The following is a 14,487-nucleotide window of genomic DNA, read 5'->3' as shown; positions in this document are numbered from 1 at the left end:
GTGGGGTAACCATGAACGCGCCGTACGACGGTGACCGCGGTCAGGGCGCGGGGGGCTCCGGCTACCCCGACGACCCGCCGCAGGGACCGCCGGAGCCCGGACAGGTGCCGCCACAGCCCCCCGCCGACGCGTACCTCCAGGACGCCTACGGACAGGACCCCTACGGGGTTCGGGATCGCACCACCCAGGATCCGGTCGACGAGGCGTTGTACGACCGCGCCGCGCATCCCCCGCCACCGCCCGGCACATACCCCCCGCCGCAGCAGCTCTACGCCCAGCCGCCGCAGTCGCCGCACGCTCCCGACCCGCGTGTATGGGCGCAGACTCCGGCGCCCGAGCCAGACGGCCTGACGCAGCACCTTCCCTACGGTGACGACGCCCGTACGACCCAGTTCGTGGGCGTGGACGACCTGGTGACCCAGGCAGGCGAGCAGCGCCACGAGCCGGATGCCTTCGCGTATCTCTTCCGTGACCAGCAGCAGGGCGGCGCGTATCCCCCTGCGCGTCCGCCCGGTGTGTCTTCTCCGCCTGGTGTGCCGTCCCCCACACCGGAGCCGGCTCCCGCGGCCCCTCAGTCTCCGCCGCCCGCGCCCGCATCGGCGCCCACGGCCGCGTCGAAGAAGTCCGGTGGCCGCGCGTCCGGTCTGCTGAAGTCCAGCGCTGTCATGGCGGCGGGCACGATGGTGTCCCGCCTCACCGGCTTCATCCGGTCCGCGCTGATCGTCGCCGCGCTGGGCACGGCCCTCCTGGGCGACACCTTCCAGGTCACCTACCAGCTGCCGACGATGATCTACATCCTGACGGTGGGAGGCGGCCTCAACTCCGTCTTCGTACCGCAGCTCGTGCGTGCCATGAAGGAGGACGAGGACGGCGGTGAGGCTTATGCGAATCGTCTGCTGACCCTTGTCATGGTGGCGCTCGGCGCGCTGACCCTGCTCGCGATGTTCGCCGCACCGCTCCTGGTCCGCATCATCTCGGTGCCCGTCGCCAATGACGCCGCGGCCAACGAGGTCGGCATCACCTTCACCCGCTACTTCCTGCCCTCGATCTTCTTCATGGGCATCCACGTGGTGATGGGCCAGATCCTCAACGCCCGCGGCAAGTTCGGCGCGATGATGTGGACTCCGGTCCTCAACAACATCGTCATCATCGTGACGCTCGGCATGTTCATCTGGGTGTACGGCACTTCAGCGAACTCCGGGATGACCGCCGGGAACATCCCGCCGGAGGGCCAGCGGCTGCTCGGTATCGGTGTCCTACTCGGCCTTGTCGTCCAGGCCCTCGCGATGATTCCGTACCTGCGCGAGACCGGGTTCCGGCTGCGGCTGCGCTTCGACTGGAAGGGCAACGGCCTCGGCAAGGCCGCGAGGCTCGCCAAGTGGACGATCCTGTTCGTCCTCGCCAACCAGGCGGGCGTCCTTGTCGTCACCCAGCTGGCCACCGCTGCGGTCACGGACACGGGAACCCCCGGAACGGGCTACAGCGCCTACGCCAACGCCCAGCTCATCTGGGGTCTCCCGCAGGCCATCATCACCGTCTCGCTGATGGCTGCCCTGTTGCCGAGGCTCTCGCGTTCGGCCGCGGAGAACGATGCGGGCGCCGTCCGCGACGACATCTCCCAGGGCCTGCGCACCACGGCCGTCGCGATCGTGCCCATCGCCTTCGGCTTCTTCGCACTCGGCATCCCGATGTGCACCCTGATCTTCGGCTCTTCCGGCACCGACGCGGCCACGAAGATGGGTTACATGCTGATGGCCTTCGGCCTCGGCCTCATCCCGTACTCCGTGCAATACGTCGTGCTGCGCGCCTTCTACGCGTACGAGGACACCCGGACTCCCTTCTACAACACGGTCATTGTGGCCGCCGTCAACGCGAGCGCCTCGGCGCTCTGCTACATCCTCCTGCCGCCCCTCTGGGCGGTGGCGGGCATGGCCGCCTCGTACGGTCTCGCATACGCGATCGGCGTGGGCGTCGCTTGGCAGCGGCTACGCAAGAGGCTGGGCGGTGACTTGGACGGAGCTCGCGTCCTGCGTACGTACGCCCGGCTCGGCATCGCCTCGGTACCGGCGGCGTTGCTGGCCGCCGCGGCCTGTTACGGAATCACCCAGGGACTGGGGCAGGGTGTCCTCGGCTCCCTGGCCGCCCTCCTCGGCGGGGGCATCGCCTTGCTCGGCGTCTTCTTCGTCGCGGCTCGGCGTATGCGCATCGAGGAACTGAACGGAATGGTCGGCATGGTCCGCGGGCGCCTCGGGCGCTGAAGCGGGGTACGCGCACAACCATCGTCCGGGACCGTGTGTCGTGCATAGCGATGGACTGTGGGCACAATTGGCTTTGGCGTCGGACAGCGGGCAATGGATGGGGAGGCAGGAACGACGGTGGCGGAACGGAGCACGGCTGCCGTCGACGTGGCAGACAACAGTGGTGATGAGCCGCTGACCGCCAAGGCGGACCAGTCCACGGCCGACGGGGTGGCCCAGAACCGGGAGCGGGACACGGAAATCTCGGAGAGCGAAGAGGCACAGGGGAGCGGCGGGGACGAGAGCCCCGACAGGACCTCACCGCCCGAGTTGCACAGCGGACACAAGCTCGCCAGACGCTACCGGCTCGAAGAATGCGTCACCCGTCTGGACGGTTTCAGCAGTTGGCGTGCTGTGGACGAGAAGCTGCGTCGTGCCGTCGGCGTGCACCTGCTGCCCGCAGACCATCCGCGAGCGCGCTCCGTCCTGGCGGCGGCCCGTTCCGCCGCCCTCCTGGGCGATCCCCGCTTCGTCCAAGTGCTGGACGCGGTCGAGGAGAACGACCTGGTCTACGTGGTGCAGGAATGGCTGCCCGACTCCACAGAACTGACGACACTTCTGGCCGCCGGCCCGCTGGAGGTGCACGACGCGTATCAGATGGTCAGTCAGGTCTCCCAGGCGATGGCGGCCGCGCACCGCGAAGGGCTGGCGCATCTGCGGCTGACGCCGGGCGCGGTACTGCGCTCCTCGTCCGGTCAGTGGCGTATCCGCGGGCTCGCTGTGAACGCCGCGCTGCGCGGCATCAGTTCCGACACCCCGCAGCGCACCGACACGGAAGGGATCGGCGCGCTGCTGTACGCCGCCCTCACTCAGCGGTGGCCGTATGAGAACGACGCGTACGGCCTCTCCGGGCTGCCGAAGGGCGTCGGGCTCATCGCGCCCGACCAGGTGCGCGCCGGAGTGCACCGTGGTCTGGCGGAACTCGCGATGCGCGCGCTCGTCAACGACGGTGCTACGGCCTCCCGCCAGGAACCGCCGTGCACCACGCCGGAAGAGCTGGTGAAGGCGATCGGCGAGATGCCGCGCATCCGCCCGCCCGAGCCCGCGTTCACTGGGCCGCCGGACTACCAGCGCACCACGTACCAGCAAGGCTCGTACGGGCGTCAGGCACCGGGGTCCGGCGTCACGCAGCCGGTGCCGTCGCCTCCGCCCCCGTTGCAGAGCCGTACCGGCAAGGCCCTGAAGTGGGGCGTGTCCGCGTTGCTCATCGCCGCGCTGGGCCTTGGCAGTTGGCAGTTGGCGGACGCCCTCATGGAGCGTGGGAAGTCCGACGACACCGACAAGACGCAGACGACGGACGACAACGACAAGGGTGCGAAGAAGCCGGCCAGCAAGCCGATCGCCATCCAGGGTGCCCGCGCCTTCGACCCGCTCGGCGCCGACGGATCCGAGAATCCGGAGGACATAGAGAAGGCCTACGACAGCAGTCCAGGCACGTACTGGGAGACGAGCTTCTACACGAGCGCCGACTTCGGTCGTCTGAAGTCGGGCGTGGGCGTCATTCTCGACCTCGGCAAGGTCCAACAGGTCGGGAAGGTGACCGTCTCCTTTGTGGGCGACACGTCCGTCGAGCTCCGAGCCGCCTCCGGCGATGCGGGCGCGGAGCCGACATCCTTTAATGCCTTCTCCAAGGTCGCCCAAGGATCCGGTACGACCGGAGTGCTCAAGCCCGACGAGTCCATCGAGACCCGGTATCTCTTGATCTGGCTGACCGAACTGCCGCTGACCGACGAGGGTAACTACCGTGGCCGGGTAGCGGACATCAAAGTGACCAGCTGAAGCTGAGGGGAGGGGGGTCCGATGGCAGGCGGTGCCGAATACGACGGAGCGAGCGATCAGGATCTCCTCGCCCGCCATGTCGAGGGTGACCCCGACGCCTTCGGTGAGCTTGTGCGGCGCCACCGCGACCGGCTCTGGGCAGTGGCCCTGCGGACTCTGGGAGACCGCGAGGAGGCCGCTGACGCGGTCCAGGATGCCCTCGTCTCCGCTTATCGCGCTGCCCACACCTTCCGCGGCCAGTCGGCCGTCACGACGTGGCTGCATCGCATCACGGTGAACGCCTGCCTCGACCGCGCGCGCAAGGCAGCCTCCCGAAAGACGTCTCCCGTCGATGACACGGAGCGCCTTGAGCAGCTCCTGGAGCCGCACGAGTCGGCGTCCGCGCCGGCGGAGCGCAACGATCTGCACCGCGAGCTCCTCGAAGCCCTCGGCACCCTGCCGCCCGATCAGCGCGCCGCCCTCGTCCTGGTGGACATGCAGGGCTACCCCGTGGCGGAGGCCGCCCGCGCGCTCGACGTGCCGACCGGCACAGTCAAGAGCCGTTGCGCACGTGGCAGAGCCCGGCTCCTCCCGCTGCTCAGACACCTGCGTACGGATGCCGGAGGTGGCGAGGACAGCAAGAAGTCGGGCGAAGGACGGAACCGCACGCAGGGGACATCCGTCCCACCCGCAGCGGGAGTACCGGATGCAGGGCCAAGTGATTCAACTGCTGTGAAGGGCGGAGGTGGGCGAGCGTGACATCGACCGACACGGCCGGGCACCCGGAAGTCACGGAGATCTCCGACCTCACCGAAGGTCTGCTCCCGCCTTCCCGTACGGCAGATGTGCGTCGGCACCTGGAGGATTGCGTTCTCTGTGCCGACGTGTACGCGTCGCTGGAAGAGATCCGCGGCATGCTCGGCACACTGCCGGGCCCCTCGCGCATGCCTACCGACGTCGCGGAGCGCATCGATGCCGCTCTCGCCGCGGAGGCACTCCTGAATGCCAGTGAGCCGGACGCGGATACTGCGGACGGCCGGGAGCCCGTGGGCGCCTCCCGTCTCATGGCAGGCGAGAGCGACGGCGTGCGTGTTTCACGTGAAACATCGACCGCGGCCGACCGTCCCGCAGGACGCCCTCGCGCTGCCACCGGACCGGGGCGTACTACGAAGCGCACGCGGCGAGGCCGTCGCGGCGCTGTCGTCCTCAGTGCCATGTTCACGGCCGCCGCGCTCGGGTTGGGCGGCCTTCTTCTCCAGTCGATGGGCGACGACACTCCGGGCACCACTCCAGAGCAGGAGCGCGCCAACGCCGCGAACACCTTCACCGAGGGGAAGCTGGAGAGTCAGGTCACGGAGCTCCTCGCCGACAGCGAAGACGAGGACAGCGGCAGTCGAAAAGAGCAGTCGCCCTGGGGTTCCGCGTCCGACTCTGACGAGCCGAGCACTCTGCGGGAGCCCAAAGTCGAGGTGCCCAAGTGCATCCAGCAGGGCATCGGTCGTGATGAAACCGCTCTCGCCTACAGGACGGGCACCTACGAGGGCACGAAGGCCTATCTCGTGGTGCTGCCTGACGCCACCAACGCCACACGGGTCACGGCTTATGTCGTCGACTCCGCCTGCGTCGCCAAGTCCCCGGACTCGGCCGGCAAGGTGCTGCTGCGGCAGTCCTACGAGCGACGCTGACCCAGCTCCACTCCGGTACTCCCGTCCATGGCAACCATGTTGTCGCCGTGCGGGCATGGCGCCGCGTGTGCCCGGACACAGTCGGGAATGCACGCCCCGTAGGATCCGTTGGGTGGGGTGAGAGTTGTGAGACAGGCTCCCACCGGTCGTACGAAGCAGTCGTCAGAGACGAGGAATCAAGCCGTGAGCGACGTCCGTAACGTGATCATCATCGGCTCCGGGCCCGCCGGCTATACGGCGGCGCTCTACACCGCCCGCGCGTCGCTCAAGCCACTGGTGTTCGAGGGCGCCGTCACCGCAGGTGGCGCGCTGATGACCACCACCGAGGTGGAGAACTTCCCCGGCTTCCAGGACGGCATCATGGGCCCCGAGCTCATGGACAACATGCGGGGCCAAGCCGAGCGCTTCGGTGCCGAGCTCGTTCCGGACGACGTTGTCGCGGTCGACCTCACCGGTGAGATCAAGACGGTCACGGACACTGCGGGCACCGTGCACCGCGCCAAGGCCGTCATCATCGCTACGGGCTCCCAGCACCGCAAGCTTGGTCTGCCCAACGAGGACGCGCTCTCCGGACGCGGCGTCTCCTGGTGCGCGACCTGTGACGGCTTCTTCTTCAAGGACCAGGACATCGCTGTGATCGGCGGCGGTGACACCGCGATGGAGGAGGCCACCTTCCTCTCCCGCTTCGCCAGGTCCGTGACGGTCGTCCACCGCCGTGACACTCTGCGCGCCTCGAAGGCGATGCAGGAGCGCGCGTTCGCCGACTCGAAGATCAAGTTCGTCTGGGACAGCGAGGTCGCCGAGATCCAGGGCGACCAGAAGCTCTCCGGCTTGAAGCTGCGCAATGTGAAGACGGGGGAGCTCTCCGAACTGCCGGTGACGGGTCTGTTCATCGCGATCGGCCACGACCCGCGCACGGAGCTGTTCAAGAGCCAGCTCGACTTGGACGACGAGGGCTATCTCAAGGTCGACGCGCCCTCGACCCGGACGAAAATCCAGGGTGTCTTCGCCTGCGGTGACGTGGTGGACCACACCTACCGCCAGGCGATCACCGCGGCCGGCACCGGCTGCTCCGCCGCCCTCGACGCCGAGCGCTTCCTCGCGGCCCTCGCAGATGACGAATCCGCGGCCGAGCCCGAGAAGACCACCGTCTGACCCCCCAACCACCTCACCGCACCAACCAGTTAAGGAGCCCGCAGTGGCCGGCACCCTGAAGCATGTGACCGACGACTCCTTCGAACAGGATGTCCTCAAGAGCGACAAGCCCGTCCTGGTGGACTTCTGGGCCGCCTGGTGCGGTCCGTGCCGTCAGATCGCGCCGTCGCTCGAGGCGATCGCCGCCGAGTACGGCGACAAGATCGAGGTCGTCAAGCTCAACATCGACGAGAACCCCGGTACGGCCGCCAAGTACGGCGTCATGTCCATCCCCACCCTGAACGTCTACCAGGGCGGCGAAGTAGCCAAGACCATCGTCGGTGCCAAGCCGAAGGCCGCGATCGTCCGGGACCTGGAAGACTTCATTACCGAGTAGTCGGCTGTGGCGCTGCACGGACGCGGCGTTGTTTCACGTGAAACACGAATGGGCCAACCCGGAGGGGATGGCCCATTCGCATGAGCGCTTACAGCGGCCGCAGGGCGGGCTCCTTCTGTACGGCCCCCAAAAGCCGGTCGAGCGCGAGCTCCACGTCTTCCTTCCAGGAGAGCGTCGTGCGCAGCTCCAGCCGCAGTCTCGGGTACGTCGGATGGGGCCGGACCGTCTTGAAGCCCACCGCGGTCAGATGGTCGGCGGGCAGGACACAGGCCGGTTCCTTCCACCGGGCGTCTCCGAAGGCCTCGATCGCCTTGAAGCCCCGCCGCAGCAGGTCCTTGGCGACCGTCTGGACCATCACACGTCCGAGTCCCTGTCCCTGATAGCCCGGCATGATGAAGGCCGTCATCAACTGGACCGCGTCAGGGGAGACCGGGCTCGTGGGAAACGCCGTGGAGCGCGGCACGTAGGCGGGCGGCGCGTAGAGGACGAAGCCCACCGGCACCTCGTCCACATAGACGACCCGGCCGCAGGATCCCCACTCCAGCAGGACGGCGGAGATCCACGCTTCCTTCTCCAGCTCTGGTGTGCCTGCCTTTACCGCGGCTTGACCGCTGACTGGGTCCAACTCCCAGAAGACGCACGTGCGGCAGCGCTTGGGAAGGTCCTGGAGGTTGTCCAGCGTGAGCGGTACGAGCCGACGCCCCATGAAGGCAGTTCCTCGCTTCCTTCGCCCGCGGCATCACGAGCGGCAGTCAGAGCGCTCCTTTCCCTGAGCAGGCTGCCGACGAACCCGCCGACCGCGCCAAGCCCCAGGCCCGCGCTCATCAGTCCGGTGCGGTTCATCGCCCGCATGGCTTCCGCCTCCCTACAGAAGGTGCTGCCAGGTGGATGCGCCATACTCGATCGCATCGTATCCACGATGCGATTCCATCGATACCGCCAGAAAGCAAAGAGCGGGCCGTGTTCCGGTACACACCGGACACGGCCCGCTCTGATGGTCGGCCGACAGGAACCGTGACCACCCCTGAGGCTCAGGCTTCAGACCCCTCGGAACCCTCGGGGTCGTCGTCCAAGAGGCTCTTCTGGAGGACCGGTCCTTCACCCGGCGCCAGCTGGCCGAGGATTCGTTCCAGATCATCTATTGAGGCGAACTCAACGGTGATCTTTCCCTTCTTCTGGCCGAGGTCGACCTTCACGCGGGTCTCGAAGCGGTCCGAGAGGCGCGTGGCGAGGTCGGTCAGCGCCGGAGAGACCCGAGTGCCGGCCCGCGGCCCCTTGGAGCGCGGAGTGGACTTGGGGCGCGATCCCATAAGGGTGACGATTTCCTCGACCGCCCGCACCGAGAGTCCCTCGGCCACGATGCGGTGAGCCAGACGGTCCTGCTCCTCCGAGTCGTCGACAGAGAGCAGCGCCCGCGCATGGCCTGCGGAGAGCACTCCGGCGGCGACACGACGCTGGACCGCGGGCGACAGCTTCAGCAGACGCAGCGTGTTGGAGACCTGCGGACGCGAGCGGCCGATCCTGTCAGCCAACTGGTCGTGCGTGCAGTTGAAGTCCTTCAGCAGCTGATCGTAGGCAGCCGCCTCTTCCAGCGGGTTCAGCTGAGCGCGGTGCAGGTTCTCCAGGAGCGCGTCCAGGAGAAGCTTCTCGTCCTCCGTGGCCCGCACAATCGCCGGGATGGCCTCGAGCCCTGCCTCACGGCAAGCGCGCCAGCGCCGCTCGCCCATGATCAGCTCGTAGCGGCCTGGGCCCAACTGCCGTACGACGACGGGTTGGAGAAGCCCGACCTCCTTGATGGAGGTGACGAGTTCGGCGAGAGCGTCCTCGTCGAACACCTCGCGAGGCTGGCGTGGATTCGGCGAAATGGAGTCGAGGGGCAGCTCGGCGAAGTGCGCCCCGACGGGAGCCGCGGGCGCTTCCGCGAAATCGTTCGCCGATGGCTCCGCTGTTTCATGTGAAACATTGCCCGGCGGAAGCGTAGCGACCTTCGCCGCTGCCACTCCGCGCTCCGCGGTGAGTACGGGCACTGCGGCCGGCGAGGTCGATGCTCCCCCCGCCGCCGGAGGCGCCGTCTTCTCCCCTGCCGGGGCCGCCGGGATCAGTGCGCCGAGACCACGGCCCAACCCCCTCCGTCGCTCGCTCACTGGATCCCCTCCACCATGCTCTGATCGTTGTGTGCGCCCAAGTGGGCATGCTGCGCGTCATACGTCACGCCGACGCCGCGCAACGCGAGTTCCCGTGCCGCCTCAAGATAGGAGAGGGCACCGCTCGACCCCGGGTCGTAGGTCAGCACTGTCTGCCCGTAGCTCGGCGCCTCGGAGATGCGGACCGATCTCGGAATGCTCGTCCGCAGCACCTCCTCGCCGAAGTGGCTGCGCACCTCGTCCGCGACCTGGGACGCCAGTCGCGTCCGGCCGTCGTACATGGTGAGCAGAATCGTCGAGACATGCAGCGCGGGGTTGAGATGCCCTCGCACCAGGTCGACGTTCCGCAGCAGCTGGCCCAGCCCTTCGAGTGCGTAGTACTCGCACTGAATCGGGATCAGGACTTCCGCACCGGCGACCAGTGCGTTGACCGTCAGCAGGCCCAGCGACGGCGGGCAGTCGATGAGGATGTAGTCCAGCGGCTGCTCGTACGACTGGATCGCTCTTTGCAGCCGGCTCTCCCGTGCCACCAGAGAGACCAGCTCGATCTCCGCACCGGCGAGATCGATCGTGGCAGGTGCGCAGAAGAGACCCTCGACATCGGGGACCGGCTGGACGACCTCGGAGAGCGGCTTGCTCTCGACCAAGACGTCGTAGACGGACGGGACTTCGGCGTGATGGTCGATGCCCAGCGCAGTGGACGCATTGCCCTGAGGGTCGAGGTCAATCACCAGGACCCGCCCGCCGTGCAAGGCGAGCGAAGCGGCGAGGTTGACCGTCGTCGTGGTCTTACCCACCCCGCCCTTCTGATTGGCGACCACCATCACACGGGTCTGCTCAGGCCGTGGCAGGCCCTCGCCGGCGCGGCCTAGAGCCTCCACCGCCAGTTGGGCAGCACGACCGATGGGAGTGTCGTCCATCGGGGGCGGTGTTTCACGTGAAACATCGTCCCCCATCGACTCGGTACGGGGACCGGGGACCGGATCGGTCATCGGTCCCGCGATGTTGGCGTCGGACCGCAAGGATTCACTCTCCTCGACTTCAGGCTCGCAATGAACAGAGCCTCCCATGCCTTCGGGGTCGTGAACCAGCGAGGCCCGTGCTTCTGTGGAGAAATCCACCTCTGTGGACAACTCCGCACCCTCTCCGGGGGAGCTGTTGTTGCCCGGAGAGGGTCTTCCCCTGAGGGATCCGAGGGGATTGCGGTCGCGGGGTTCGGCCGCAGCGCGGCCGCGACTGATGATGCCATGCAGGAGTGAGCGACGTTTCACGTGAAACACGATGCACAGGGCCCGAGACAGCGCCTGCGCGACACTCCGACATGCGTAGTTTTGCCAGCTTGTGTGGAGTACGTCTCGTCGTCAGGACGGATCAGCGACGACGACGCGCCCGCCCGATCCGAGCAGCCTTGGCACGCTTGGCCGCGAAGCGCACACCCCCTGGGCTTTCCCCGACCTCCACCCGCACCACAGTAGCGAGCGGACTCACCACACCCTCACCGACATGGAGCACGGAGGTCTCCACGGCACCGAGCTTGCTGAGCGCGGCCCCGGCACCCTTGACCTCTTCCTCCGCGGTGTCGCCCTTGAGTAGAAGCATCTCTCCGTACGGGCGCAGGAGCGGCACTCCCCATGCTGCGAGGCGGTCCAAGGGCGCCACGGCCCGTGCCGTCACCACATGGACGGGAGGCAGCTTGCCCAGGACCTCCTCGGCACGGCCGCGAACCACGGTCACATGGTCGAGGCCGAGCAGCTCTACGACCTCGGTGAGGAAGTTCGTACGCCGCAGCAGCGGCTCGAGCAGCGTGATCTTCAGGTCCGGGCGGACTAGGGCCAGTGGGATGCCGGGCAGTCCAGCGCCGGAGCCGACGTCGCACACGGTCACACCCTCAGGCACGACTTCCGAGAGCACCGCACAGTTCAGCAGGTGCCGCTCCCACAGGCGAGGCACTTCGCGGGGGCCGATCAGACCGCGCTGTACTCCTGCGTCCGCCAGCATTTCCGCGTACCGGACCGCGTCTGCGAAGCGATCGCCGAATACCGCCCGGGCCTGCTCAGGCGCAGGGGGGAGCTCCGCTGCCTCCGTCACGGGGAACCGTCCTTCCGTACCGCACAAGCGCACTGGGCGCTGATCACCAGGGCCACAAGGAACCAACAGGCACTACCAGGCTGACAAAGCTCGGCCCCGCCTGCGCAACAGACGGGGCCGGAGGAACGTACGTACCGATTCAAGCGGGAAGCACGACGACGAAGCGCTGCGGCTCCTCGCCCTCGGACTCGCTGCGCAGGCCCGCGGCCTTGATCGCGTCGTGCACCACTTTGCGCTCGAAGGGCGTCATCGGCTTCAGCTTCACTGCCTCGCCAGAGCTCTTGACCTCGGCGGCGGCCTTGGCGCCCAGCTCGGACAGCTCCTCGCGCTTCCTGGCGCGGTAGCCCGCGATGTCCAGCATCAGCCGGCTACGGTCTCCGGTCTCCCGGTGAACGGCCAGCCGCGTGAGCTCCTGAAGAGCCTCGAGTACCTCGCCGTCACGGCCGACCAGCTTCTGCAGGTCGCGGCTGCCCGTGTCGCTGATGATCGAGACAGCGGCGCGGTCGGCCTCGACGTCCATGTCGATGTCGCCGTCGAGGTCCGCGATGTCCAGCAGACCCTCGAGGTAGTCCGCCGCGATTTCACCCTCCTGCTCAAGGCGGGTCAGGGTGTCGCCACCCTCGGTGGCGGCGGAGGTGGTGCCTTCCGTCACGGGATGGACTCCTTCTTACTTCTTGGAGGGGGACTTGGGCCGCTGCGGACCCTTGCGTCCGGACTGGGCCTTGCTGCGTGTGCCGCCGGAAGTCGACTTGCCATCCGAGGCGGACTTGCCGCCGGAGGCGGGCTTGCCCCCCGTCGGCTTGGCGTCCTGCGGCCCGTCGGACTTGCTCAGGGAGGTCTTCGCCCCGGAGTCATCCGTCGTCTTGGCGCCACCGGCGCCGCCATGGCTGGCGCCCGACTGACGCCGGGACTTGCTCTGCCGCTTGGGCTGCTGACGCTTGGGGGTGCTGGTCGCCGGGGCACCGTCCTCGGTCTCGGCGACGGTCGTGACCTCGCTCTTCACCACCGTGCCATCGGCCTGGGCCGCGAGGCCCGCCTTGACCAGACCGTTGATGAACTTGCGCTCGTACTCATTGCGGTCACGGCCCTTGGCGACAATGGCCTTGACGATGGCCTTCTCACCGCGGCCGCGCGTCTTGCCGTGGTGCGTGACGCGCTTGTACAGACGCTCCAGGTAGGAGGCCTGAGCCTTGGAACCCGGGGTCGGGTTGTTGTGGATCACGTACATCTGCTGGCCCATGGTCCACACGTTGGTGGTCAGCCAGTAGACGAGGACACCGACGGGGAAATTGATGCCGAAGACGGCGAACATGATGGGGAAGACGTACATCAGCATCTTCTGCTGCTGCATGAACGGTGTCTTCACCGTGGTGTCGACGTTCTTCGTCATCAGCTGGCGCTGCGTGTAGAACTGCGACGCCGACATCAGGAGGATCATCACCGCGGTGACGATGCGGACGGTGGTCAGCGAGGCGTCGAGCGCGGCGACGTCCGAAGAGCTGTCGGTGAACTTCGCGGCCAGCGGGGCGCCGAAGATGTGCGCCTGCTGGGCGCTCTCCAGCAGACGCGTGTTGATCACACCGACGGTGTCATTGTTCGCGATGCTGTTGAGCACGTGATACAGGGCGAAGAAGAACGGGGACTGCGCCAGGATGGGAAGGCACGAGGAGAGCGGGTTGGTGCCCGTCTCCTTGTACAGCTTCATCATCTCTTCGGACTGACGCTGCTTGTCGTTCTTGTAGCGCTCCTGGATCTTCTTCATCTCGGGCTGGAGCGTCTGCATGGCCCGGGTCGCCTTGATCTGCTTCACGAAGAGCGGGATCAGGCAGATTCGGATCAGGATCACCAGGGACACGATGGAAAGGCCCCAGGCCCAACCGGTGTCGTCGCCGAAGAGAGCGCCGTACACCGAGTGGAACTGGACGATGACCCAGGAAACGGGCGTCGTGATGAAACTGAAAATACTGGCAATCGTGTCCACTAATCAGGCTCCTTGAGCATGCGACGGGGTCTCGGCGGCCGGGCTCGAGGGCTGGTCGGACATACCGTGCCCTCCAATGGCCGGTTCGGCGGCGGAGTTCCCGCCATTGCGTGCGCTCCAGGTGTTACGAAGCATTTGGTGCCACCGCGGACGCTTGCGCGGCGGTACGTGATCCACGCCGCCCAGCGACCACGGATTGCACCGCAGGATGCGCCAGGCAGTGAGCGCCGTTCCCTTGATCGCGCCATGACGGTCGATGGCCTGGTACCCGTAGTGGGAACACGACGGGTAGTACTTGCACACCGGCCCGAGCAGCGGGCTGATGGTCCACTGGTACAGCTTGATGAGAGCCAGCAGTGGGTACTTCATCGCGCGCCCCCTCCCAGTAGCCGCCGCAGAGCGGCATCCAGGTCTTGGGCCAGCTGTGCATGGTCGGCGTCACCCGCACCGGGCAGCGCTCGTACGACTACCAGGCTACCGGGGGGCAGCAGAGCCACTCGATCGCGCATCAGATGACGAAGTCTGCGCTTCACCTTGTTGCGTACGACCGCGCCGCCCACCGCCTTGCTGACAACGAAACCCGCACGCGACGGGGGAGCGCTCTCCCCAGGCGCGTGCGGGTCCATTGCACCACTACGCAGGTGGACGACGAGAAGCGGGCGTCCGGCCCGGCGTCCCCGGCGTACCGCGGTCGCGAAGTCCTCGCGCCGCCTCAGCCGATTCTCGGTAGGCAGCACGTCATGACCTGTACTGCGATCAGGCGGACAGGCGGGCGCGACCCTTGCCACGGCGGGACGCGAGAATCGCGCGGCCGGCACGGGTGCGCATGCGCAGCCGGAAGCCGTGGGTCTTCGCGCGACGACGGTTGTTCGGCTGGAAGGTGCGCTTGCTCACTCGGGGGCTCCAGAAAGAATCGGTAGATGGCGGGGTGCCGTCATGGCTGTCACCGTGCGCCCACGAGTAGCTCGCTTACGCCCGAGTGCACCGCTTCCCGATCACTCGT

General features: G+C 67.4%; 15 protein-coding genes. 6 read left to right on the top strand and 9 right to left on the bottom strand.

Annotated elements, in window-relative coordinates; genetic code table 11:
* Positions 1-11 precede the first annotated feature (11 nt).
* The 6 genes from murJ (at position 12) to trxA (ending at position 7,271) form a co-directional block, all read left to right on the top strand.
* Positions 12-2,258 carry a murein biosynthesis integral membrane protein MurJ gene (gene murJ, locus ACQEVY_RS23745; RefSeq protein WP_432951505.1) on the top strand — a complete coding sequence of 749 codons (2,247 nt, stop codon included), beginning with the start codon at positions 12-14 and terminating at the stop codon, positions 2,256-2,258.
* A gap of 117 nt (positions 2,259-2,375) precedes the next feature.
* Positions 2,376-4,076 carry a protein kinase family protein gene (locus ACQEVY_RS23740; RefSeq protein WP_432951504.1) on the top strand — a complete coding sequence of 567 codons (1,701 nt, stop codon included), beginning with the start codon at positions 2,376-2,378 and terminating at the stop codon, positions 4,074-4,076.
* Between the two features lie 21 nt (positions 4,077-4,097).
* Positions 4,098-4,814 (top strand): RNA polymerase sigma factor SigM, encoded by a 717-nt coding sequence (sigM, locus tag ACQEVY_RS23735; RefSeq protein WP_432951503.1) that lies wholly within the window; start codon positions 4,098-4,100, stop codon positions 4,812-4,814.
* Positions 4,811-5,740: a hypothetical protein gene (locus ACQEVY_RS23730; RefSeq protein ID WP_432951502.1), complete on the top strand. Its 930-nt coding sequence runs from the start codon at positions 4,811-4,813 to the stop codon at positions 5,738-5,740. Before sigM ends, ACQEVY_RS23730 begins: the two co-directional genes overlap by 4 nt.
* 183 nt (positions 5,741-5,923) lie before the next feature.
* Entirely contained in the window at positions 5,924-6,895 is a 972-nt protein-coding gene (gene trxB / locus ACQEVY_RS23725) for a thioredoxin-disulfide reductase (protein WP_432951501.1), read from the top strand.
* A gap of 43 nt (positions 6,896-6,938) precedes the next feature.
* Entirely contained in the window at positions 6,939-7,271 is a 333-nt protein-coding gene (gene trxA / locus ACQEVY_RS23720) for a thioredoxin (protein WP_033321301.1), read from the top strand.
* Positions 7,272-7,359: 88 nt separating this feature from the next.
* On the opposite strand, the gene ACQEVY_RS23715 is transcribed toward trxA, so the two are convergent.
* The 9 genes from ACQEVY_RS23715 to rpmH all read right to left on the bottom strand — a co-directional run bounded on the left by ACQEVY_RS23715 (position 7,360) and on the right by rpmH (position 14,378).
* Positions 7,360-7,977, bottom strand: a complete 618-nt coding sequence (locus tag ACQEVY_RS23715; RefSeq protein ID WP_165341952.1) for a GNAT family N-acetyltransferase — start codon at positions 7,975-7,977, stop codon at positions 7,360-7,362.
* A 325-nt stretch (positions 7,978-8,302) separates the two neighbouring features.
* Positions 8,303-9,415 (bottom strand): ParB/RepB/Spo0J family partition protein, encoded by a 1,113-nt coding sequence (locus ACQEVY_RS23710; RefSeq protein ID WP_432951500.1) that lies wholly within the window; start codon positions 9,413-9,415, stop codon positions 8,303-8,305.
* Positions 9,412-10,485 carry a ParA family protein gene (locus ACQEVY_RS23705; protein WP_328770323.1) on the bottom strand — a complete coding sequence of 358 codons (1,074 nt, stop codon included), beginning with the start codon at positions 10,483-10,485 and terminating at the stop codon, positions 9,412-9,414. The genes ACQEVY_RS23710 and ACQEVY_RS23705 overlap by 4 nt, the downstream gene beginning before the upstream one ends.
* Positions 10,486-10,786: 301 nt before the next feature.
* Positions 10,787-11,503: a 16S rRNA (guanine(527)-N(7))-methyltransferase RsmG gene (gene rsmG / locus ACQEVY_RS23700; RefSeq protein WP_432951499.1), complete on the bottom strand. Its 717-nt coding sequence runs from the start codon at positions 11,501-11,503 to the stop codon at positions 10,787-10,789.
* Between the two features lie 139 nt (positions 11,504-11,642).
* Positions 11,643-12,155, bottom strand: coding sequence for a protein jag (locus ACQEVY_RS23695; RefSeq protein ID WP_328770321.1), 513 nt, complete (start codon positions 12,153-12,155; stop codon positions 11,643-11,645).
* A gap of 15 nt (positions 12,156-12,170) precedes the next feature.
* Positions 12,171-13,484, bottom strand: coding sequence for a membrane protein insertase YidC (yidC, locus tag ACQEVY_RS23690; RefSeq protein WP_432951498.1), 1,314 nt, complete (start codon positions 13,482-13,484; stop codon positions 12,171-12,173).
* A gap of 3 nt (positions 13,485-13,487) precedes the next feature.
* Positions 13,488-13,853 carry a membrane protein insertion efficiency factor YidD gene (yidD, locus tag ACQEVY_RS23685; RefSeq protein ID WP_165341947.1) on the bottom strand — a complete coding sequence of 122 codons (366 nt, stop codon included), beginning with the start codon at positions 13,851-13,853 and terminating at the stop codon, positions 13,488-13,490.
* Positions 13,850-14,221, bottom strand: a complete 372-nt coding sequence (rnpA, locus tag ACQEVY_RS23680) for a ribonuclease P protein component (protein ID WP_078491857.1) — start codon at positions 14,219-14,221, stop codon at positions 13,850-13,852. Before rnpA ends, yidD begins: the two co-directional genes overlap by 4 nt.
* 19 nt (positions 14,222-14,240) lie before the next feature.
* Entirely contained in the window at positions 14,241-14,378 is a 138-nt protein-coding gene (gene rpmH, locus ACQEVY_RS23675) for a 50S ribosomal protein L34 (protein ID WP_003949374.1), read from the bottom strand.
* Positions 14,379-14,487: the final 109 nt, after the last annotated feature.

The organism is Streptomyces sp. CA-288835, assembly GCF_050936385.1.
Lineage (GTDB): Bacteria > Actinomycetota > Actinomycetes > Streptomycetales > Streptomycetaceae > Streptomyces.
The sequence above is the reverse complement of the archived record's forward strand: the minus strand, read 5'-3'. Positions and strand labels throughout refer to the sequence as shown.

Bases quoted from the DNA above. Each gene is read 5' to 3' on its own strand.
- sigM (WP_432951503.1), top strand. From the start codon at position 4,098: ATGGCAGGCGGTGCCGAATACGACGGAGCGAGCGATCAGGATCTCCTC.
- yidD (WP_165341947.1), bottom strand. From the start codon at position 13,853: ATGAAGTACCCACTGCTGGCTCTCATCAAGCTGTACCAGTGGACCATC.
- ACQEVY_RS23705 (WP_328770323.1), bottom strand. From the start codon at position 10,485: ATGGGAGGCTCTGTTCATTGCGAGCCTGAAGTCGAGGAGAGTGAATCC.
- murJ (WP_432951505.1), top strand. From the start codon at position 12: ATGAACGCGCCGTACGACGGTGACCGCGGTCAGGGCGCGGGGGGCTCC.
- ACQEVY_RS23715 (WP_165341952.1), bottom strand. From the start codon at position 7,977: ATGGGGCGTCGGCTCGTACCGCTCACGCTGGACAACCTCCAGGACCTT.